This window comes from Micrococcus sp. TA1 (assembly GCF_014199555.1).
Lineage (GTDB): Bacteria > Actinomycetota > Actinomycetes > Actinomycetales > Micrococcaceae > Citricoccus.
The window spans coordinates 1504604-1526484 of record NZ_JACHNW010000001.1; the positions used below are offsets into that span (position 1 = coordinate 1504604).

The 21881-nt window shown below is 69.0% G+C and carries 19 protein-coding genes; 7 read left to right on the forward strand and 12 right to left on the reverse strand.

Translation table 11 applies throughout. The annotated features are described in order from the left end of the window. The first annotated feature begins 24 nt into the window (after positions 1-24). The 4 genes from GGQ69_RS06600 to GGQ69_RS06615 all read left to right on the forward strand — a co-directional run bounded on the left by GGQ69_RS06600 (position 25) and on the right by GGQ69_RS06615 (position 4194). Complete coding sequence (locus tag GGQ69_RS06600; protein WP_183526154.1) at positions 25-828, forward strand: cytochrome c; 804 nt, start codon at positions 25-27, stop codon at positions 826-828. A gap of 68 nt (positions 829-896) precedes the next feature. Continuing rightward, positions 897-1976 carry a ubiquinol-cytochrome c reductase iron-sulfur subunit gene (locus GGQ69_RS06605; RefSeq protein ID WP_183526157.1) on the forward strand — a complete coding sequence of 360 codons (1080 nt, stop codon included), beginning with the start codon at positions 897-899 and terminating at the stop codon, positions 1974-1976. Positions 1977-1981: 5 nt separating this feature from the next. Further along, positions 1982-3730 (forward strand): ubiquinol-cytochrome c reductase cytochrome b subunit, encoded by a 1749-nt coding sequence (locus GGQ69_RS06610; protein WP_183526160.1) that lies wholly within the window; start codon positions 1982-1984, stop codon positions 3728-3730. 209 nt (positions 3731-3939) lie between these two features. Beyond that, positions 3940-4194: a glutaredoxin domain-containing protein gene (locus GGQ69_RS06615; RefSeq protein ID WP_183526163.1), complete on the forward strand. Its 255-nt coding sequence runs from the start codon at positions 3940-3942 to the stop codon at positions 4192-4194. A 181-nt stretch (positions 4195-4375) separates the two neighbouring features. Here the strand turns inward: GGQ69_RS06615 and GGQ69_RS06620 are convergent, their stop codons facing one another. Next, positions 4376-4990, reverse strand: a complete 615-nt coding sequence (locus GGQ69_RS06620) for a heme-binding protein (protein ID WP_183526167.1) — start codon at positions 4988-4990, stop codon at positions 4376-4378. A 515-nt stretch (positions 4991-5505) separates the two neighbouring features. Between GGQ69_RS06620 and GGQ69_RS06625 the strand changes: the two genes are divergently transcribed. Then, positions 5506-6969: an amino acid adenylation domain-containing protein gene (locus GGQ69_RS06625; RefSeq protein ID WP_370577122.1), complete on the forward strand. Its 1464-nt coding sequence runs from the start codon at positions 5506-5508 to the stop codon at positions 6967-6969. 485 nt (positions 6970-7454) lie between these two features. Here GGQ69_RS06625 and GGQ69_RS06630 read toward each other — a convergent pair whose 3' ends face one another. From GGQ69_RS06630 to GGQ69_RS06660, 7 genes are all read right to left on the reverse strand, one after another. Further along, entirely contained in the window at positions 7455-8405 is a 951-nt protein-coding gene (locus GGQ69_RS06630) for a ketopantoate reductase family protein (protein WP_255459436.1), read from the reverse strand. Beyond that, positions 8402-9832 carry a heparan-alpha-glucosaminide N-acetyltransferase domain-containing protein gene (locus GGQ69_RS06635; protein ID WP_183526174.1) on the reverse strand — a complete coding sequence of 477 codons (1431 nt, stop codon included), beginning with the start codon at positions 9830-9832 and terminating at the stop codon, positions 8402-8404. Before GGQ69_RS06635 ends, GGQ69_RS06630 begins: the two co-directional genes overlap by 4 nt. A 357-nt stretch (positions 9833-10189) precedes the next feature. Then, positions 10190-10591, reverse strand: coding sequence for a cytochrome c oxidase subunit 4 (locus tag GGQ69_RS06640; RefSeq protein WP_010145806.1), 402 nt, complete (start codon positions 10589-10591; stop codon positions 10190-10192). Then, positions 10588-12294 (reverse strand): cytochrome c oxidase subunit I, encoded by a 1707-nt coding sequence (gene ctaD / locus GGQ69_RS06645; RefSeq protein ID WP_183526177.1) that lies wholly within the window; start codon positions 12292-12294, stop codon positions 10588-10590. The genes GGQ69_RS06640 and ctaD overlap by 4 nt, the downstream gene beginning before the upstream one ends. After that, positions 12294-13244 carry a cytochrome c oxidase subunit II gene (gene coxB, locus GGQ69_RS06650; protein ID WP_298044202.1) on the reverse strand — a complete coding sequence of 317 codons (951 nt, stop codon included), beginning with the start codon at positions 13242-13244 and terminating at the stop codon, positions 12294-12296. Before coxB ends, ctaD begins: the two co-directional genes overlap by 1 nt. Positions 13245-13477: 233 nt before the next feature. Continuing rightward, a complete protein-coding gene (locus tag GGQ69_RS06655) occupies positions 13478-13870 on the reverse strand; it encodes an iron-sulfur cluster assembly accessory protein (protein WP_010145801.1) in 393 nt (130 codons plus the stop codon). 112 nt (positions 13871-13982) lie between these two features. Continuing rightward, on the reverse strand, positions 13983-15356 hold the full coding sequence (locus GGQ69_RS06660) for a dipeptidase (RefSeq protein ID WP_183526180.1): 1374 nt from the start codon (positions 15354-15356) through the stop codon (positions 13983-13985). 84 nt (positions 15357-15440) lie between these two features. On the opposite strand from GGQ69_RS06660, the gene GGQ69_RS06665 reads away from it, so the two are divergent. Next, positions 15441-16028, forward strand: coding sequence for a DUF3043 domain-containing protein (locus GGQ69_RS06665; RefSeq protein WP_183526183.1), 588 nt, complete (start codon positions 15441-15443; stop codon positions 16026-16028). A gap of 9 nt (positions 16029-16037) precedes the next feature. On the opposite strand, the gene GGQ69_RS06670 is transcribed toward GGQ69_RS06665, so the two are convergent. After that, positions 16038-17126, reverse strand: coding sequence for a quinone-dependent dihydroorotate dehydrogenase (locus tag GGQ69_RS06670; RefSeq protein WP_183526186.1), 1089 nt, complete (start codon positions 17124-17126; stop codon positions 16038-16040). Between the two features lie 23 nt (positions 17127-17149). Between GGQ69_RS06670 and GGQ69_RS06675 the strand changes: the two genes are divergently transcribed. Continuing rightward, the gene (locus GGQ69_RS06675; RefSeq protein ID WP_183526189.1) at positions 17150-18226 is read left to right on the forward strand and encodes an alpha/beta hydrolase; all 1077 of its coding nucleotides are present in this window, start codon (positions 17150-17152) and stop codon (positions 18224-18226) included. Here GGQ69_RS06675 and GGQ69_RS06680 read toward each other — a convergent pair. From GGQ69_RS06680 to leuA, 3 genes are read right to left on the reverse strand one after another with little or no spacing between them, the layout of a single operon-like run. Next, complete coding sequence (locus GGQ69_RS06680) at positions 18217-19020, reverse strand: isoprenyl transferase (protein WP_183526192.1); 804 nt, start codon at positions 19018-19020, stop codon at positions 18217-18219. The genes GGQ69_RS06675 and GGQ69_RS06680 overlap by 10 nt on opposite strands. An 8-nt stretch (positions 19021-19028) precedes the next feature. After that, the gene (recO, locus tag GGQ69_RS06685; protein ID WP_183526195.1) at positions 19029-19820 is read right to left on the reverse strand and encodes a DNA repair protein RecO; all 792 of its coding nucleotides are present in this window, start codon (positions 19818-19820) and stop codon (positions 19029-19031) included. Between the two features lie 12 nt (positions 19821-19832). After that, positions 19833-21620 carry a 2-isopropylmalate synthase gene (gene leuA / locus GGQ69_RS06690; protein WP_183528376.1) on the reverse strand — a complete coding sequence of 596 codons (1788 nt, stop codon included), beginning with the start codon at positions 21618-21620 and terminating at the stop codon, positions 19833-19835. Positions 21621-21881: the final 261 nt, after the last annotated feature.

Here is a 21881-nt window from a genome sequence, read left to right on the forward strand (position 1 = left end):
CACAAGAAACGTAAGGAACCAACCGTGAAGGCACTCTCACAGAAACGGCGCCACCCGATCGCCGGGCTCGCGCTGCTGCTTCTGGGACTTCTGATCACCGGCGGCCTCTACTCCGTCGCCAGCACCATGAACCAGGCCCAGGCCGCCACCACCGGTTCCACCTACAGCGCTGAGGACATCACCGAGGGCGAGAAGCTCTTCAACGCCAACTGTGCAACCTGCCACGGCTACGAGGCCGTCGGCACCCAGGACGGCCCCACGCTGGTCGGCGTCGGCGCCGCGTCCGTCGACTTCCAGGTCGGCACCGGCCGCATGCCCATGCAGATGCAGGGGCCGCAGGCCCAGGCCAAGCCGAAGCAGTTCAACGACGAGCAGACGGCGCAGCTGGCCGCCTACGTCTCCTCCCTCGGCGCCGGTCCGTCGATTCCGGATGAGCAGTACCTGGACACCGATCACGAGGACGTGGACCTGGGCAACGGCGGAACCCTCTTCCGCGTGAACTGCGCCATGTGCCACAACGCCGCCGCTGCCGGTGGCGCGCTGACCCGTGGCAAGTTCGCCCCGGGCCTGGACGGTGTCTCCGAGAAGCACATCTACGAGGCCATGGTCACCGGCCCGCAGAACATGCCGGTCTTCTCCGACTCCAACATCAAGCCGGAGGACAAGCGGGACATCATCGCCTTCCTCAAGGAGATCGAGACCCAGGGATCCCCCGGTGGCGCCAAGCTCGGCTCGCTCGGCCCGGTGTCCGAGGGCCTGTTCATCTGGACCGCAGGCCTAGCACTGATCGTCGGCTTCATGGTCTGGCTGACCTCGCGGTCCTCCTGACCTGACGGCGCCGTGGGGGCGCCGGCCACACACAACGTCACCATCACTCAAGCAAAGGATTCAGATCGATGTCTGAGCAAAGCCACGGAGGTCCGGAGCACTCGGGCGCCGTTGAGCACGCCGGTGTGGAGGAGTCTGGCAAATACGCCATTGACAACCCCGGTATCCCGCCGCACCGTCCGCGGCTGGCCGACGAGGATCCGCGGGCGGCCAAGCGGGCCGAGCGCCAGGTGGCCGTCCTGTTCGGGATCTCTATCATCGGCACCGTGCTGTTCTTCGTCGGCTACTTCGTGGTCGGACAGATCGGTCCGGACACCGAGATCGGCACCGTGCGCCTGCAGAACATGCTGCTCGGGCTGGGGACCGCCTTCTCCATGCTCGGCATCGGCGTCGGCATCGTCCACTGGGCCAAGACCCTGATGCCGGACCACGAGGTCTCGGAGGCACGCCACGAGGTGCGGACCGAGGAGGACCGTCGGGTCGCCGTCGGGATGATCGACGACATCGTCGAGGAGTCCCAGCTCAAGCGTCGCCCGCTGCTCCGCAACACGCTGATCGGCGCCGTCGCCCTCGCTCCCCTGCCGGCCATCGCGCTCTTCCGCGACCTGGACGACTCGGACAACCGCTCCGAGCTCGCCGCCGAGAACTTCGGTGTCGAGCGTCTGAGCCACACGATGTGGGATTCGGGCGTGCGCCTGGTCCGGGACCCCACCGGCACCCCGATCAAGGCCTCCGACGTCACCGTCGGCTCGGCCTTCCACGTCATCCCCGAGGGGCTCAACGAACTTCCGCCCACTGAGCACCTCAACCAGAAGGCCAAGGCCGTCGTGCTGCTGATGCGCCTGGATCCGCAGGACCTGCAGATCTCCCCGGAGCGCGAGGACTGGAACGTGGACGGCATCGTCGCCTACTCCAAGATCTGCACGCACGTCGGGTGCCCCGTGGCCCTCTACGAGCAGCACACCCACCACCTGCTGTGCCCCTGCCACCAGTCGACCTTCGACCTGACGCAGGAGTGCAAGGTCATCTTCGGCCCGGCCGGCCATGCGCTGCCGCAGTTGCCGATCACCGTCAATGAAGAGGGCTTCCTGGTCGCCCAGAGCGACTTCCACGAGCCCGTTGGACCGGCATATTGGGAGCGTGGCTGATACCGATGAGCACCTCATCCACCACCGAGTACCAGGCATCGACCCCCACGGGGAAGATCGCCAACTTCGTCGACACCCGCGTCGGGGCCTCGCCCATGGTGCGCGAGTTCGGCCGGAAGATCTTCCCGGATCACTGGTCGTTCATGTTCGGCGAGGTCGCCCTGTACACCTTCGTCATCCTGTTGCTCTCGGGCACGTTCCTGGCGTTCTTCTTCGATCCCTCGATGGCGCACGTCACCTACCTGGGCTCGTACAAGCCGTTGTACGGGGTGCCGATGTCCACCGCGTACGCCTCCACCCTGGACATCTCCTTCGACATCCGCGGCGGGCTGTTCATGCGCCAGGTGCACCACTGGTCGGCCCTGCTGTTCGTGGCCGCGATGTCGGTGCACATGCTCCGCGTGTTCTTCACCGGTGCGTTCCGGCGCCCCCGCGAGCTGAACTGGGTCGTGGGCTGCGTGCTGCTGATCATGGGCCTGGCCGCCGGGTTCACCGGGTACTCCCTGCCCGATGACCTGCTCTCGGGCAACGGCCTGCGGATCATCGACGGGGTCATCAAGGCCCTGCCGATCGTGGGGTCCTACATCTCCTTCTTCCTGTTCGGCGGGGAGTTCCCCGGGGACGCGATCGTGGGACGGTTGTACATCCTGCACGTGTTCCTCGTGCCCGGCGTGATCCTGCTGCTGATCGTGGCCCACCTGTTCATGGTCGTGGTCCACAAGCACACCCAGTACCCGGGCCCGGGCCGGACCGAGAACAACGTGGTCGGCTACCCGGTCGGGCCGGTGTACGCGGCCAAGGCCGGCGGGTTCTTCTTCATCGTGTTCGGCATCATCGCGCTGATCTCGGGGCTGTTCACCGTCAACCCGGTCTGGAACTACGGCCCCTACGACCCCTCCCCCGTGTCCGCGGGTACGCAGCCGGACTGGTACATCGGCTGGGTCGACGGCGCGCTGCGCCTGATGCCGGGCTTCCTCGGGTCCTTCCCGTTCGAGTGGCAGCTGCCGCTGCCCTTCCTCGGTGATGACCGGGTTCCGGGCCCCACCGAGGTCCAGGACGTGTGGACCCTGTTCCCGGGCGGAACCAACACGCTGGCGCTGGGTGTGCTGATCCCGATGATCCCGGCCGCCATCCTCATCGGCACGATGATGGCCTGGCCCTGGCTGGAGCGTTGGGTGACCAAGGACAACCGCGAGCACCACATCCTGGACCGCCCGCGCAACGCCCCGACCCGCACGGGCATCGGCGTCGCCGGCGTGATCTGGTACTGCACCATGTGGGCCGCGGCCTCCTCGGACCTGATCGCCACCCACTTCGGGGTGTCGCTGAACGACGTGACCTACTGGCTGCGCGGGATCTTCATCCTGGGCCCGTTCATCGGCTTCATCATCACCAAGCGCATCTGCCTGTCCCTGCAGCGCAAGGACCGCGAGATCGTGCTGCACGGTCGCGAGGCCGGTGTGATCGAGATGACCCCGGACGGCGAGTTCCGGGAGCGGCACGAGCGCCTGGACGACTACCGGCTCTACCAGCTGGTCAGCTTCGAGGCGAACCGTCCCGTCCCGGCCCAGCCGGGACCGGACGGGAAGGTCTCCGGCGGGGAGAAGCGCCGCGCCAAGCTCAACCGCTGGTTCTACGAGGACCGTGTCGAGCCGGTGAGCCGCGCGGAGCTGGCCGAGGCCAAGACCCACGACCACCACGACGTGCCCGACGCCCTGGCCGCCACCGGCAGCCGCGGCACCCTCGAGCACTGACAGAACACCACACCAGGAAGGCCCCGCTCCGGCGGGGCCTTCCTGCGTGAGTGGGCCTGTTGCCCCGGTTCCGACGACTTCGACCCCTCACCCGCTCGTCAGTCCGCTCCCCTCCCCACGCCACCGACCACTGCTCCGTCGCGGCCGGCTAAACGTGTCCGTTCCGGCTGGTATCCCAAAGGGGTCACGGAGCGAAGGAGAGCGCACCGATGAGGACCATCACCGTCTACACCACCGGGCCGGCGTGCATGCAGTGCCGGCTCACCAAGACCGCCCTTGCCACCGCCGGGCTCGGTTTCGAGGAGATCGACGTCCGCCAGGCCCCGGCCGCCCTGGTGTACATCCAGAACGAGCTGGGGTACAGTCAGGCCCCCGTCGTCGTGGTCGACGACGAGGACCACTGGTGTGGGTTCCAGCCCGACCAGATCCGCCGGGTCACCACCCTCCTGACCCGCCACGCCTGACCCACGGCGTCTGACCCCCGGCTCCCCCGCCCACGCCTCCACGCCGGAGCGCCCGTGACGTTGGCTCGGGGGTGGTCATGCGCTGCGCCGCACGGACGCGCTCACCACGGCCCCGCCGGCAGGGACCCACACCTTGTGAGCTGGCGCCAAACGCTCTGCACGGGTAGTGGTCGAGAGCCCCTCAGCGACGTTTCTCGGGTGGACTGGGCGGATTGACCGGGTCCTGCAGGCTCAGGACGATCTCGTTGCGGCGCAGGAACCAGGGCTTGAAGGGAGGATCGAAGCGGGCGAAGCGTGGTGGTCCTACCGGAGAGAGATTCTCGGCGCGCAGGGCGGTGCGCAGCTTCTCCAGGTGCTTGCGATAGTTCGCCTCGCTCCAGCGTCCACGGAACCGGATGGCCGCGGCCACGGTCGTGGGGACACGACGCAACCGCACGCGGGAATCCGTGGGGCGAGGGGCGTTCTCGAGGGTGAATCCCTCCGGCAGGACGAAAGCCACCCGGAAGCGCCCGCGGCCGGTGCCGTCGGGGTACACGTCCGCGTCCTCCTGCAGGACGGGAGCGGTCATCGCGATGGACTCAGACGGGGCGTCCTGGAGCACCGGCGCCGTCATCGCCACCTTCTGCTCGGCCTGGTTCGTACCGCTGATATAACCGAACAGGATGCGGAAGGCCTGGTTGCCGGCATCCGTGAAGCCTGCCTCGACGGTCGTCTCTGCCAGAACGTGCTCGGGGTACCGGCGCACCTCGACACGGTCATTCACACGCAGCGTCTCATACGGCTGATGCGCCGTCATGCCAGCAACCTACCCCGCCGTCATCGCCGGCGCTATGCCGACGGTCCTCCCCACGCGTCCCCCCGGACGGTGGAGCCGCCCCTGGCGGAAGGCTTCCGGATCGTCGACCACGAGCTGTGGCCCTCTGAGGCCGGGTCCCGGAATGGGTCCAAGGACTTCCTGACTGCTGATTGACGCAGGACACTCTTGCCTGTCCGGAGCGTCACCGAGAGGTTCCGGCACGATCACACCCGAACGGTACCTGGATCATCGAAGCGTCCTTCGTGGGGTGTTGACCCTCTCCGGACCGCGGTGTCAGGGTGCACTGTATCGCAAGGTCGCGATTTCTGTGGGCCCAGCATCGGGTTATCCCCTTCTCCCGCTCTGGGCTGTGGTGCATCTCGATGGAAGGCATGGCCGTGACGGATCAGGAAGCCATTTTCGCTACTCGCGGGTCGGAGTCGTTCGGATCCGGCCGGTCTCTTCCCCAGGGACCTGGGACTCCCCCGGGCACCTGGGCATCCTCTGGAGGCGGCGTGGACACGGGGTTCCTCTCCCCCGGACCCGAGTCCCTGGAGGCCCGTCCCAGCGTCCCGGCGGTCTTGGTGGACACGCGGTTCGACCAAGGCGTGCGCTGGTGTCCGGGCGAACGACTGGATCACCTGTTCGAGGATAAGGTCGACGAGTTGGCGCAGCACGAGCACTCGCATCGCCTCGCGGTGGACACCGGCGCCCTCGCGGTCACCTACGCGGATCTCGACGCGCGGGCCAACCGTCTTGCTCGTCATCTGAGAGGACGCGGGGTCCGTTGCGGGGACCGCGTCGCGCTGTTGTCGGATCATCCGTTGGACGGGTATACCGGCATGCTGGCCACGTTGAAGCTGAATGCCGCCTACGTGCCGCTTGACCCTGGTTTCCCCGTGGACCGTATCGCCTATATCTGCCGGGACGCCGGCGTCAGCGCTGTCCTGACGCGCTCCCTCCACGTGGAGACACTGGACGCGGTCGCTGCCACCGTGGTCGTCGTGGATGCCGAGGCCTCCGCCATCGCCGCCCAGCCCTCCGAGCGGCTCATGCCAGAGGAGCGCGGAATCCCCGTCAATGAATTGGCCTATGTCGTCTACACCTCGGGTGCGAGCGGGCGACCCAAGGGGGTCGCGATCGAGCACGCCAGCATCTGCAACTTCGTGCGGGTGGCGGCCGAAGTCTACGGCATCACGGGTGAAGACCGGCTTTATCAGGGCATGAGTATCGCGTTCGACTTCTCGATCGAGGAGATCTGGGTGCCTTGGATGGCCGGTGCCACCATCGTGCCCAAGCCCCACGGGGCGCCCCTGATCGGCCAGGACCTGCATGACTTCCTCCTCGATCTCCGGGTCACTGGCCTCTGCTGCGTCCCCACCCTGCTCGCCACGCTGGACGACGATCTGCCTGACCTGCGGTTCCTGCTCGTCTCAGGCGAGCCGTGTCCGCACGACCTGATCACCCGCTGGCACCGGCCCGGTCTTCGGTTGGTGAACGCCTATGGCCCCCCGGAGGCCACCGTCACGACTACGTGGACCACCCTGGACCCGCACGGCCGCGTGACCATCGGGATGCCCTTGCCGACCTATTCGGTGGTCCTCCTGGAACCTGGGTCCGACCGGGTGGTTGCCCGCGGCGAAGCCGGTGAGATCTGCATCGGCGGTGTGGGACTCGCCGCTGGATACCTGAACCGTCCCGAGCTCACGGCGAAGGCGTTCATCCAGGACAGCATCGACCTGCCCAACAACCCGTCCGGTCGGATCTTCCGCACCGGCGACCTGGGCCGGATCGCTGCGGACGGGAACATCGAGTACCTGGGCCGTATCGACGACCGGGTCAGGGTCCGCGGTTACCGCATTGAACTCATCGAGATCGAATCGGTGCAGATGCTGCAGAGGGGTATCGCGACGGCGATCGTCCAGTCGTCCCTCCACCACCTTCCGTGGGCACGGGCGGCCAGGATGCCACGGCCCTGACGCACCCGCCGACGTTCCCCCGGAGCGGCGGCGCGCTCCCCGTCCTGCCTGGGTTGCTCACGTCCCACGGGGTGATTCCTGCACTGGCAGAGATGTCCCTGTGCCTGGGCGGCGTACTGCTCCGGAGCTGGTGTCCGCGGCGGTGTCGAACACCGGACCCGAAGAGACCGTCCCGGTCCGGCCGCAGGCGCAGATCCGGCCGCAGGCGCAGATCCGGCCGCTCCCGAGGTCCGGACGGATCTCCGTGAGGAGCCCCGGGCAGGCCTGGGCGTCATGGTGCAGCTCCGGACGACCACCACCCATGAGCCGTCAGTAGGCCAGCCTGCCCATACCGGTGGACGGCCCGGGTCCAGAACGAGCCCCCCACGGCGGATGGGCGCACCAGCAAGGGTTCGCCGCATGCTCAGTCGTCGGGTCACCCCGGGTGGTGAGGCCCTGGATGGGAAATGATGACGAGGTTCTGGGCCGGAGACGGGCTGTTCCCGTCAGTGGGTGCCGGCGAGCACCGACTGCGGCCGCGGGCTGCCGGCCTGGTCGTGGACCCGGACGTGGGCCAGGGCCAGCCGGGTCAGGGGGACCTCCACGCCGTACCGCTCCGCCGTGGCCACGAACTCGCCGAGCAGGTGCTCTCCCTCGTGCCGGAACCCGGCGGTCAGGTCCCGGTAGAGGGAGGAGGTGAACACGGACCCGGGTTCGGTGAACATCTCCAGGCTCGCCGCGTGCGCGGCGTCCGAGACGGGGTATCCGGCCGCCGCAGCGACCCGTTCGGTCTCGGCGATGACCTCCAGGACGAACTCCCTGCCGCCGGGGGTGGCCAGGATGGCGCCGATGGTGCCACGCATCAGGCACGTGGTGGTCCCCCCGGCCACGATGAAGGCCCACTTGTGCCACATCGCGGCCAGGACGTCCTCGTCCAGGACCAGGTCGTACCCCGGGACCGACAGTTCCTGCTGGACCCGGGCCGCCCGGTCAGTGTGCTGCCGGTCCTGTTCGCCGAAGATCATCGTGGCGCCCGGCTTGAACTGGAAGACCGCACCCTCCGGGGTGACCGTGGCGACCACACGGACGATCCCCCCGAGCACGGCACCGCGGCCGAAGCGGGCGTTCACCCGCTCCAGGTGGGCCATGCCGTTGAGCAGGGGCAGGATGGTGGTGTCCGGTCCCACGACCGGGGCGATGTCCTCCAAGGCCTGGTCCAGGGACCAGGCCTTGGTCATGAGCAGGATCAGGTCGTAGGGACCGTCCAGTTCACCTGCGGTCACCGCCCGGACCGGGACGGTCAGGTCGTAACCGGGCCCGCAACCGCGCAACCCGTCCCGTAATTGTTCGGCCCGGTGCGGGCGGACCAGGAAGGTCACGTCCCGGCCGGCCTGGATCAGGCGCGTCCCGAAGTACCCGCCGGTGGCTCCGGCTCCGACGATCAGAATCTTCATCATGGCTTCTCCCTAGGTGCATCGAGACGTGCTGTGGTGGGGGTCAGGCGCGGTGGGGCGGTGCCCTCATCGGGCCCGGCGGCAGCAGGCCGCGCGGCCGATTGGTCGACCTTCGCGTCGGGCGGGGTGTGGGTCTGCGGGGTCTTTCCCGTTGACCGGGCACCGGGTCCTACGCCGGCGTGTGCGTTCTGCCGGTCGTCGCTCGGCGACGGGCTGGGCGGGGCCGCCTCGTAGGTCCCGTTATCGAGGACGTATCGCTGCATGGCGCGCTGAGCACCGACCGTCATGAGCTTCTCCAGAGGCCCCCGGCCAAACCACCGGGTCCAGGCCAGGGCGAACACCACCGCCACGGAGAGGTGGACGACGTACCACAGCACCGGGTTGTCATAATGGAGTTCAAAGCTCAGCGCAATCATGTGCGCGGTGTAGACGCTCATGGTCATCGCGCCCATCGCGGTCAGCGGGTACAGCCACCGGCCGAATCGGCGGGCCACCAGCAACACCACGCCCAGCACGAGCATGGCCATGCCCAGGCTCGAAGCGATGGCGAAGGGGGTGTTGGAGTGGGGGGTCGCGATGGCCAGCCACCACCACGAGGTGTCGGGCAACACCTCCGGGGCCACCATCAGTGCCGCGTCCACCATGTCCTTGCTCGCTCCAGGGGTGTCCAGCAACGCCTGGTACCCCCCGGCGTTCTGGAGCAACACGTGCGAGACAGTGTTGGCCAGGATGAACAGGCCCGCCCCGACGCCGGCGATCCACACCTGGACCCGGGTGCTGTTAAGCTGCAGCCGGCCCAGTCCCAGACCGACCAGGACAAAGGCCATGTAGGCCAGCGCCGGATACGTGCCGGTGAGCAGCAACTCGGCCACGACTCCGACCGGCTCGGTGAACAGGGTCACCACGGTGTGTTCGTACACGGAGGTCTCCGGCAGCACCGGGTACAACCGTTGCATCAACACCGGGGTGATGATCCCGCACGCCGCTGCCACGAGGAACAGGGTCCGCGGCCGCAAACGGAAACACGGGATCGCCAACAGGAAATACACGGCGAAGTAGAGCAGGATGCCGTTGGCCGGTGGGTCGGCCGGCATGAGCATCGCGATCAGCAGGCCGGTCAGTCCTACCAGCACCGCGCGCACCGCCACCCCGGCCCGGTCCGCGGCCATCCGCCGGCCCTCGTGCGGGCTCCGTCCTCCGGTGAGCAGGGCCAGGCCCACCCCGGCCAGCATGACAAACAGGGCGGCCGAGTCCCCGGCGAAGAGTTCGTGGGCCAGAGTGGCCTGCCCGGTGTCCTCATTGGCAACGGGGAACACGTGGGCAGCCAACAGGCCGATCAACGCCAACCCGCGCGCGGCGTCGATTCCGACAACGCGTTTGGACGGCTTAGCGTCGACGGCTGTGGCGTGGCTGTGCGCAGTCTGTGGCATGCGCAGTAACCTATGCGCCGGTCCGCCCCGGACGACAGGTTCTGGCATACTCGACCGCCGCCGGAATGTCACATCCACTTCCGGCAGGACCACCCGGTCACCACTCATGTTGAGTCCGGCCGGCCCGCCCCGGTTCGCAGGGTCTCGCTCGTCCCCGGTTCTGGGCCCGGGTCCCAGCCCCACGGCGCCCCACGTCAGGGCCGGGTCTTCCGTCCGACGCCCGAGAGCGCGCGATGGTGGTGGCGCTCCCGGGGTCGGTCACTGGCGAAACCTGCGGCAGGCGCTATGAGAACGGCGTGGGCCGGGACCATTCAGGTCCCGGCCCACGCCGTGTGTCACATGATGATCCGCAGTGGATCAGTGGGCGTGATCGCCCTTCGAGTACTCGAAGACCCATCCGACCACGAAGTACAGCCCCAGGCCGACGCCGACGAAGAAGATCCACCAGCCGACGGCCAGGCCGAGGACGAGCCCGGCGCAGGAGATGCCGAGGCCGAGAGGCCACCAGCTCCACGGCGCGAACCGGCCGTAGGTGCCCGCGTACTCGGCGATGTCCCCGTCCTCACGGTCATCCGCCCCGAGGCCGAAGCGACGGTCGGTGAGGTAGAGGTAGATGGCGATCATCAGGCCGAGGCCGCCCAGGGCGTACAGCGCCGGGATACCGGCCCACTCGGACCACTGCACCCAGACCCCGTAGATGGTGGCGACGATGACGAAGAAGACACCCAGGATGGTGAACAGCTTGACGTTTGTTCTCACTTGGCAGCCGCCATCTCTCCGAAGACCTCGGGCTCATGCTGCGGGGAGGTGGGCAGCAGTTCGGGGTGGTGCAGGTCGAGTGCCGGACGCTCCGAACGGATGCGCGGCAGCGAATGGAAGTTGTGCCGCGGCGGCGGGCAGGAGGTGGCCCACTCGAGCGAGCCACCGAAGCCCCAAGGATCGTCCACGGTGACCTTCCGGCCCTTGCGCGCCGTGATGTAGACGTTCCAGAAGAACGGGATCAGCGAGGCACCCAGGATGAAGGAGAACACGGTGGAGAACTGGTTCATCAGGGTGAAGCCGTCCTCGACCATGTAGTCCGCGTACCGGCGCGGCATGCCCATGACGCCCAGCCAGTGCTGGATGAGGAACGTGCCGTGGAAGCCGACGAACAGCAGCCAGAACTGGATCTTGCCCAGGCGCTCGTTGAGCATCTTGCCGGTGAACTTGGGCCACCAGAAGAAGAACCCGGCGAACATCGCGAACACCACGGTGCCGAAGACCACGTAGTGGAAGTGGGCGACCACGAAGTACGTGTCCGAGACGTGGAAGTCCAGCGGCGGGGAGGCCAGGATGACGCCGGTGAGGCCACCGAACAGGAAGGTCACCATGAAGCCGAGCGTCCACAGCATGGGGGTCTCGAAGGTGAGCGAACCCCGCCACATGGTGCCGATCCAGTTGACAAACTTCACGCCGGTGGGGACCGCGATCAGCATGGTCATCAGCGAGAAGAACGGCAGCAGCACGGAACCGGTGACGTACATGTGGTGGGCCCACACGGTCACGGACAGCGCGGCGATCGCGGTGGTGGCGAACACCAGCGACTTGTAGCCGAAGATCGGCTTCCGGCTGAACACCGGGATGATCTCCGAGACGATGCCGAAGAACGGCAGGGCGATGATGTAGACCTCCGGGTGGCCGAAGAACCAGAACAGGTGCTGCCACAGGATGGCACCGCCGTTCTCCGGGTCGAAGACGTGTCCGCCGAAGCGGCGGTCCATGCCCAGCGCCGCGAGGGCGGAGGCCAGCGGCGGGAACGCCATGATGACCAGGATGCCGGTGATCAGGGTGTTCCAGGTGAAGATCGGCATGCGCCACATGGTCATGCCCGGGGCACGCATGGTCAGGATGGTGGTGATGAAGTTGACGCCACCCATGATGGTGCCGAAGCCCTGCAGGAAGAGACCGAAGACCCAGAGGTCACCGCCCACGCCCGGCGAGTACGTGGTGTTCGACAGGGGCGCATAGGCGAACCAGCCGAAGGAGGCCGCACCCTGGGGGGTGAGGAAGCCCGCCACGGCGATGATCGAGCCGAACAGGAAGAACCAGAACGCCAGGGCGTTCATGCGGGGGAACGACACGTCCGGCGCGCCGATCTGCAGCGGCATGATGACGTTGGCGAAGCCGATGAACAGCGGGGTCGCGAACATCAGCAGCATGATCGTGCCGTGCATGGTGAACAGCTGGTTGTACTGCTCCTTCGTCTGGAGCAACTGCATGCCCGGCTCGAAGAGCTCGGCGCGGATCAGCAGCGCCATGACGCCGCCGATGCAGAAGAAGATGAAGGACGTGATCAGGTACATGTACCCGATCGTCTTGTGGTCGGTGGTCGTCAGCCAGTTGACGACGATCCTGCCCTTGGAGACGGGCACCACGCGCGGCTGGGCCGCCGCCTCGTCCGTGGCGTACTCATAGGTGGTCATCAGTTGTCTCCCTCACCTGTCAGGTCCTCGCCACCGGTCGAACCGCCGGACTCGCCGCGCAGGGTGCCGTCACCCTGGTTCTGGACCTGGGAGTCACGCCAGCCGTCCGGGTTCTCGTTCGGGTTGCGGTTGTACTCCTCACCCAGGTGGCCGTCCTCCATCCGGGACAGCTGCTCCCGGAACTCGGCCTCGGAGACGACCTCCACGTTGAAGAGCATCTCGGAGTGGTACTCGCCGCAGAGTTCGGCGCACTTGCCCTGGAAGCGTCCCTCTTCCTGGGGCGTCAGGTAGATGTAGTTGGTCTTGCCCGGGACCATGTCCAGCTTGCGCAGGAACGCGGGGACCCAGAACGAGTGGATGACGTCACGCGAGTTCAGCTCGAACTCGACCGGGACGTCCACCGGCAGGTACAAGGTCGGCAGCGTCTCCTCGACACCCTCGGTGCCGTCGAGCTGTGCCTGGACGCCGGCGAGGTGCTTCTCCTGGCCGTCATAGCTGTAGTTGAAGTCCCAGGCCCACTGCTTGCCGTAGACCTGAACGGTCAGCGGCGAGTCCTCCACCGGGGTGTCCACCGAGCGCTGGACGCGGTCGGTGAAGCCCCACAGGGTCAGGACCATGATGATCGGGATGACGGTGAACAGCGTCTCCAACGGGACGTTGTAGGCCATCTGGCGCGGGTAGCCCTTGTCGTTCTTCCGGCGCCGGTAGGCGACCATGCACCACAGCATCATGGCCCAGGCCGCCAGGCCCACGATCAGGGCTGCGATCCAGGAGTTGACCCACAGGTCGGTCAACTCGGCGGACTGGTTCGTGGTCTCCCGCGTGCCCGGCAGCCAGCCACGCTGGACCTGCTCGGAGCAACCGGACAGGACCACGGCTGCCACGACGGCAAGCGCTCCCCCCTTCAGGAGACGCCTGCCACGGCTGCCGGCTTGATTCTGCGATCTCACAGACGGCCCTTCCTCTTCATCTTGAGTGCGAATGCCTCCTGTGACGGACCATGCCGCGCCAGCGTCTGGGCCGGGACGACGAAGCCACAGGGGGACCCCTAGGTTTACTACCTACTGTAGAGCTTACCGTCCTGATCGTCTGCCCCATGACACGCGGAAACGCCGAGTGCCCGGACCCCCAAGGGGCCCGGGCACTCGGTTCTGCGGGGATCCGGCTCGAATCCCGTGGTGGCTCAGTGGAAGGAGTCCCCGCACGCGCAGGAACCGCCGGCGTTCGGGTTGTCGATCGTGAACCCCTGCTTGGAGATGGTGTCCTCGAAGTCGATGGTGGCACCCGTGAGGTACGGGACGCTCATCTTGTCCACGATGACCTCGACACCGTCGAAGTCACGCAGGGTGTCGCCCTCAAGCACCCGCTCGTCGAAGTAGAGCTGGTAGATCAGTCCGGAGCACCCTCCGGGCTGCACGGCCACCCGCAGGCGCAGGTCGGTCCGGCCCTCCTGCTCCAGCAGGGTGCGGACCTTCGTGGCGGCCACGTCGGTCAGGGCGACCTCGTGGGCGTCCAGGCCCTCGGCGGGCTGGGCGGTGGGGATCTCAGTCCCGGATGCTTCTGCGGAAACGCTCATGATCGCTCCTTCTTCTGCGCGTCTACTCCCCCTCGGGGTCGGCGGACAGGGCCCGCCGTCACCGGTGCCAACAGCACGGGTGGCCGGAACATTCCCGGCCGGTCCGACGAGTCTAGGCGCCGGCGCCGAGCCGGACCAGCAGGAGGGCCTCGGCCAGCACGGCGTTGCGGAAGTCACCGAGGTGCAGCGACTCGTTGGCCGAGTGCGCGCGGGAGTCCGGGTCCTCCACGCCCGTGATCAGCAGCGTCGCCGCCGGGAAGACCTCCACGAGGTCCGCCGTGAAGGGGATGGAGCCGCCGATCCCGGTCTCCACCGGTTCCACGCCCCAGGCGTCCCGCAGGGAGTCCAGCATCGCCCGGGCCGCGGGCGCCGACGTGTCGGTGGCGAAGGGCTGGCCGGTCTCCCCCGGTTCGAAGAAGACCTCGGCGCCGAACAGGTCCTGGGCCAGTACGTGCTCACGCACCGCGGCCATGGCCTGTTCCGGGTCGGTTCCGGGCCCCAGCCGCAGGCTGAACTTGGCGCGGGCCTCCGGCTGCAGGGTGTTCGACGCGACCTCCAGCCGGGGCACGTCCGTCCCGATGATGCTCAGGGCCGGCCGGTTCCACAATCGGTCCGCCAGGGGGCCGCTGCCGGCCAGTCGCACGGAGTCCAGGACCGAGGCATCGGCACGGTAGTCGGCCTCCGGGTACTCGATCGCCGCGTGATGCCGCTGCTCCAGGCCTGCGATCGCGACGTTGCCCCGGTCGTCGTGCAGGGTGGCGATGAGCCGGGCCAACAGCGTGGGGGCGTCCAGGACCGGCCCGCCGTACATCCCGGAGTGCACGGCGTGGTCCAGGACGCGCACCCCGATGACCCCGTCCACCAGTCCCCGCAGCGAGGTGGTCAGGGCGGGCACGCCGACCTTCCAGTTGCCGGAGTCGGCCACCACGATGACGTCCGCGGCCAACCGATCACGGTGCCTGTCCAGGAACGCCCGGAACGTGGGTGAACCGGCCTCCTCCTCCCCCTCGATGAAGAAGGTGACGCCCACCCCGGGGTCCGCGCCGACGTCGAGCAGTGCCTTCAGCGCCGTCAGGTGGACCATGATGCCGGCCTTGTCATCGGCCGCGCCGCGCCCGAAGAGCCGGCCGTCGCGCTCGACGGCGGTGAACGGCTCGGTCTGCCACAGGGCCAGGTCCCCCACGGGCTGGACGTCGTGGTGCGCGTAGAGCAGGACCGTCGGTTGTCCGGGTGCGGCCGGGCGGCGCCCGACGACGGCCGGTCCGCCGCCTGCCTCCGTCAGGATCTCGACGTCGTCCAGTCCCAGGCCGCGGACCAGCTCGGCGACCGTGCGGGCGGACCGCTCGAGGGGTTCGCGGTCGAAGGAGTTCCAGGCGATGCCCGGGATGGCCACGAGGTCCTCCAGGGTGGAGATCGCCTGGGGCATCAGCGCGTCCACGGCATCGGCGAGGTGGGTGATCAGGTCACGGTCAGGCTGTTCGGGCATGGGGCCAGCGTACCGATCCGGACCGGCCGGTGGCACGGGCCCGGCCTGGCCCACGGGCGGGCCCCGACGACCTAGAATGAACGGGTGTTTGGACGCAAGAAGACCTCCGAGAACCCTGCCGAGATGCCCGTGGTGCCCGCAGAGGAGGTCGGCGCTGCCCCGCGGCAGAAGAAGGGGCCGACCCCCACGCGCGCCCAGCAGGAGGCGGCCCGCCGCCGCCCGCTGGTGCCGGACGACCGCAAGGCCGCCCGGGCGGCGTCCCGCGAGGCCGAGGCCGCCGAGCGGCAGAAGATGCGGCTCGCCATGGAGACCGGCGACGAGCGGCACATGCCGCTCCGCGACCGTGGACCGCAGAAGCGCTACGCCCGGGACTTCGTGGACGCCCGCACCGGCCTGGGCGAGTGGCTGATGATCATCGTCCTCGTCTACGTGTTCATGGCGTTCCTGCCCAATACGGACCTGCAGTTGTGGCTCACGTTCTCCCTGTGGGCGCTGGTGCTCCTGGTGGTCCTCGAGGGCGTCCTCGTCTCGTTCCAGCTCAAGGGGCGCCTGACGGAGAAGTTCGGCGCGGTCGAACGCGGCGTGCGCTGGTACGGGGTGATGCGCGCCATGCAGCTGCGCCGGCTGCGCCTGCCCAAGCCCCAGGTCAAGCGGGGCCAGTACCCCGCCTGACCGGGAGGCTCAGCGTCCCCGCGCCAGGTCGCGGTTGATGCGCGCCGCCCAGAAGGGCCCCTCGTACAGGAACGCCGTGTAGCCCTGGACCAGGTCGGCCCCGAGGTCGAGTCGCTGCTGCACGTCTGCGCCGGTGGTCACCCCGCCGACGGAGACCAGGGCCACCGAGTCCGGCAGCCCCGACCGCAGGCGGGTCAGCACCTGGAGCGACCGGTCCTTCAGCGGGGCCCCGGACAGGCCGCCGGGACCCATGGCCTCCACCTCGGCGGCCGGGGTGCGGAGCCCCTCGCGGCTGATCGTGGTGTTGGTGGCGATGACCCCGTCCAGGCCCAGTTCGACGGCCATCCCGGCCACGGCGTCGACGTCCTCGTCGGCCAGGTCCGGGGCGATCTTCACGGCCAGCGGGACGTGACGTCCGGTCGTCCGGTCGGCCGTGGCCCGGACCTGGGCGAGCAGCGGGGCCAGCGCCTCGATGTCCTGGAGCTGACGCAGTCCCGGGGTGTTCGGCGAGGAGACGTTGACCACCAGGTAGTCGGCGTGGAGTGCCAGGGCCGCGGTGGAGACCAGGTAGTCCCGGGTGGCGTCCTGCAGCGGCACCGCCTTGGTCTTGCCGATGTTCACCCCGAGGACCGGACGACGGCTGCCGAACCGCCGGGTCAGCGTCTTGCGGGTGGCCTTGAGGCGGGGCGCGACGGCGGCGGCCCCGTCGTTGTTGAAGCCCATCCGGTTGATCAGGGCGCGGTCCTCGACGAGCCGGAAGAGCCGCGGCGCCGGGTTGCCCGGTTGCGCCTGCCCGGTGATCGTCCCCACCTCGATGTGGCCGAAGCCGAGGTCGGCCAGGGCGGCCGTGCCCAGTCCCTGCTTGTCGAAACCGGCCGCCAGCCCGAAGGGCGAGGGGAAGTCCAGTCCCATGACGCGGGTGGTCAGCGACGGGTGGGGACGGGTCAGTCGGCGCAGCGCGGCCGAGACCCCGGTGGCTTCGGTGGCGCGGATCATGCTGAAGCCGGCGTGGTGGGCCTTCTCGGCGTCCATGCCCTTGAAGAAGGCGTTGAAGAAGGCCGGGTAGACCCGCGGCAGGGTGAGGTCGGGGTGGGGCATGACTCCATCGTAGGCTGGCCGTCATGCCCTCCCTGCCATCGACCCGGGACGAACCGGACACCCCGGACGAGCCGCGGCCCGCGCAGGAGCCCCTCACCGGTCCCGAGGGGGACCTGTTGGAGGACTCGCCGCCCGGGGTGTGGGTCCCGGACGTGCTGGAGGGCTTCGAGCGCCTGACCGTCCCGCTGGAGGTGGACGAGGAGGGCCCCAACGTGGCCACCCTCGTCCGGGTCGCCCGGGGTCCGGCGACCGGTGAGCGGGCTGCCGGCAGGCTACGGCACCGGGTTCCCGTGCTGTATGTCCACGGCTGGTCGGACTACTTCTACAACGCCCCGCTGGCCCGGCTCTTCGAGGAGCACGGTTACGCCTTCCACGCCCTGGACCTGCGCAAGTACGGACGCTCGCTGCGCCCGGGCCAGACTCCCGGCTGGGTCCAGAGCCTGCAGGTCTACGACGACGAGATCGGCTCGGCGCTGCGCCTGATCGCCGGGGACCACCCCGAGCCCCCGGTGCTGATGGGACACTCCACCGGCGGGCTCACCCTCTCCCTGTGGGCCGACCGGCATCCGGGCCGGGCCCGGGCCCTGGTGCTGAACAGCCCCTGGCTGGAGATGCAGGGCTCCGCGCTGGTGCGGCTGATGGCCCAGGCCGTGCTGGACCCGGTGGCCCGGCTGCAGCCGAAGAGCTTCCTGAGGCTGCCCCGCGTGGACCACTACTGGCGGTCCATCTCGGACGAGGCCGAGGGCGACTGGGCGCTGCACCCGCTCTGGCGTCCCCGGCACTCCTTCGAGGTGCCCGGCGGCTGGCTGCAGGCGGTGATGGCCGGGCACGCCCGGGTGGCGTCCGGGCTGGGGCTGGCCGAGCCGGTCTACGTCATGCTGTCCGACCGCACGGTCTTCGGCACCAGGTGGTCCGAGGACATGACGGCCGCGGACGTCGTGCTGGACGTGGAGGTCCTGGCCCAGCGTGCCACCCGCCTCGGCCGGCACGTGACGGTGGTCCGCCATCCCGGCGCCCTGCACGACGTGATGGCCTCCGTCGAGCCTATCCGCCGGACGGCCGCCCGCGAGATGTTCACGTGGCTGGGTGCCTACGCCTGAGCGTCGCCCGACCGGTCCACGGCTCCCCCGTAACGGCGGTCGCGCCGGGCGTAGACCTCGACGGCGTCCCACAGGGTGGTCCGGTCCACGTCCGGCCACAGCGTGTCCAGGAAGACCAGCTCCGCGTAGGCGGACTGCCAGAGCAGGAAGTTGGAGAGCCGCTGTTCCCCCGAGGTGCGCAGGAACAGGTCCACGTCCGGGACGTCCGGCTCGTCCAGGTGCCGGGTGATGGTCTCCTCCCGGATGCCCGCCGCGGACAGCCGCCCGGCCTCGACCTCCCGGGCGATGTCCTTCACCGCGTCGGTGATCTCGGCCCGCGAGCCGTAGTTCACGCACATCGTCAGGTGGCAGCGGGTGTTCTGCCGGGTCTGGTCCTCGGCGACGAGCAGTTCGTCCACGACGGACTTCCACAGCCGGGGCCGGCGGCCGTTCCACCGGATCCGCACCCCCCAGGAGTCCAGGGTGTCCCGCTGGCGGCGCAGCACGTCACGGGAGAAGCCCATCAGGAAGCGCACCTCCTCCGGGGAGCGCTTCCAGTTCTCCGTGGAGAAGGCGTAGACGGTCACGTACTCGATCCCGAGCTGCACGGCGCCGGCCATGACGTCCAGCAGGGCCGCCTCCCCGGCCCGGTGGCCCTCGGTGCGGGGCAGCCCGCGCTGGTTGGCCCACCGGCCGTTGCCGTCCATGACGATCGCCACGTGGCGTGGCACGAACCGCGGGTCCATGACCGGTGGTTGCGCCCCGCTGGGGTGCGGGTACGGCTCCTGGACGGCGCGGGCGGGTCGACGGGGCATGCGGTCCTCTAGGGGTTGCGGTCGGCGTCCTGGCCCATCACGGCCAGGGACTTCAGGTGGCGTTCCAGGTGGAACTGCAGGTACCCCGCCACGATACCGGCCGCCTCGCGCCGGGAGGCCTCCGGCGCGGCGTCCGCGGTCGTCCAGTCCCCCGAGAGCAGGGCGGCCAGCAGCGCCACCGACTGGGGGGCCGGCGTCGAGGACCCGGGCGGCCGGCAGTCGTCGCAGACGCTGCCGCCGAGCGTGACGTTGACGGAGCGGTGCGGCCCGGGCGCCCCGCAGCGGGCGCACGAGGTGAAACTCGGCGCCCAGCCTGCCGTCGCCAGGGCCCGCAGAAGGTACGAGTCCAGCAGCAGGCGGGGTGCGTGGGCCCGCCGTGCCAGGGCCGCCAGGGCCCCGTGCAGCAAGCGGTACTGGCTCGGCGCCTCGACCCCGCCACCGTGCTCCCCCACCTCGGTCACCGTCAGCCGTTCGGCCGTCTCCACCATGGCGGAGGCCGCCGCGTAGGCGTCGTAATCCGCGGCGATGGCGGTGCCGTAGGGGGTGACCGATTGGGCCTGGGTGATGATGTCCAGGTTCCGGCCGTGGACGAGCTGCAGCCGGGACAGCATGAACGGCTCCAGGGTGGCCCCGAACTTCGAGGTCGTCCGGCGGACCCCCTTGGCCACGGCCCGGACCTGGCCGTGGCCGGGGGTCAGCAGCACGATGATGCGATCCGCCTCACCCAGCTTGTAGGTGCGCAGCACCAGGGCGTCGGTGCGATAGCTGTTGGCGGCATAACCGCCGCCCCGGCCCGCCATCGTCGGTGACCGTCAGTGGGCGGCCGACCCGGACGCCGCGGGACCGACGATGGCCTCGAGCAGTTCGGCGTCGTCCCGCAGGGCACGGTTGACGGCGGAGACGACGGCCTTGAGCGAGGCCATCGTGGTGTTGTAGTCCAGCCCCACGCCCCACAGGACGCGCTCCCCCACGGCGCACTCGACGTACGCCGCCGCCATCGCCGAGCCACCCTCCGACAGGGCGTGCTCGGTGTAGTCGAGCACCCGGATGTCGAGCCCGTCCTCGGACAGGATCGTCAGCAGGGCGGCGATGGGTCCGTTGCCGGACGCGGTGCGCTGGTGCCGCACGCCCGCGACGTCTGCCTCGGCCGTCATCGTGAAGCTGCCGTCCTCGGCGGTCTCGGAGTGCACCGCGCCGAGCCGGTAGTGACCCCAGCGGGTCTGGCCCTCCTCGGCCGGCAGGTACTCGTCCTGGAAGACCTGCCAGAGCTGGTCGCCCGTGACCTCCCCGCCCTGGCTGTCCGCCATCCGCTGGATGACGTGGGAGAACTCGATCTGCGCACGACGCGGCAGGTCCAGGTTGTGCTCGCTCTTGAGCAGGTAGGCCACGCCGCCCTTGCCGGACTGCGAGTTCACCCGGATCACGGCCTCGTAGGAGCGCCCGATGTCCTGGGGGTCGATCGGCAGGTAGGGGACCGCCCACGGGATGCCGTCCCGGTCGGTGCCGGCCTCGGCCGCGTCGGCGTCCATGACCTCGAAGCCCTTCTTGATGGCATCCTGGTGCGAACCGGAGAAGGCGGTGAACACCAGGTCGCCGCCGTAGGGCACCCGCTCGGCGACCTTGAGCTGGTTGCAGTACTCGACCGTCCGGCGGATCGAGTCCATGTCGGAAAAGTCGATCATCGGGTCGATGCCCTGGCTGTAGAGGTTCATGCCCAGGGTGACCAGGTCCACGTTCCCGGTGCGCTCACCGTTGCCGAACAGGCAGCCCTCGATCCGGTCCGCGCCGGCCATGTAGCCCAGCTCGGCGGCGGCCACACCGGTGCCGCGGTCGTTGTGCGGGTGCAGGGACAGGATGATGGCGTCCCGGTGGGCGAGGTTGCGGTGCATCCACTCGATCGAGTCGGCGTAGACGTTCGGGGTCGCCATCTCCACGGTGGCCGGCAGGTTCAGGATCATCTGGCGGTCGGTGGAGGCCTCCAGGACCTCGGCCACCTCGTTGGAGATGCGGGCGGCGAACTCCAGCTCCGTGCCGGTGAAGGACTCCGGGGAGTACTGGTAGATGATCTCCGTGCCCTTCATCTGCTCCTCGTACTTCCGGCACAGTCGGGCCCCGGAGGTGGCGATGTCCACGATGCCGTCCTGGTCCTCGCGGAACACGACGCGGCGCTGGAGCACGGAGGTGGAGTTGTACAGGTGCACGATCGCGCGGTGGCAGCCCTCGAGCGCCTCATACGTGCGCTCGATCAGGTGCTCGCGGGACTGGGTGAGGACCTGGATGGTGACGTCCTCGGGGATCCGGTCCTCGGTGATCAGCTGGCGGACGAAGTCGAAATCGGTCTGCGATGCCGACGGGAAGCCGACCTCGATCTCCTTGTAGCCCATGGACACCAGCAGCTCGAACATCCGCAGCTTGCGCTCCGGCCCCATCGGGTCGATGAGGGCCTGGTTGCCGTCGCGCAGGTCGACCGCGCACCACCGGGGCGCCTCGGTGATGACCTTGTCCGGCCACGTGCGGTCCGGCAGGTGGACCTGGATCTGGTCCTGGAAGGGGGTGTACTTGTGGAACTTCATCCCGGAGGACTTCTGCAGGTTGCGCATGGTGCTGTTCAGCGTGCCTTTCATGGATCCGGCGTGGACCGGAGGGTCTGACGGGGGCAGGGGCCGTGGTTCTTCCTCCGCAACGGGGATCCGGCCCCACCGGGTGCTGCGAACACCCGGCGCGTCAGCGCGTGGCGGGCACCACGACCGACGGCTCAGCCCCGTTGCGGCGGCCTAGTAGCAGCCCCGCAACGGTGTCCGGGAGGATCCCGGCGAGTCCCAGTCGGTCACGCATGGCATCAGACTAGCACCGCGCGCGCC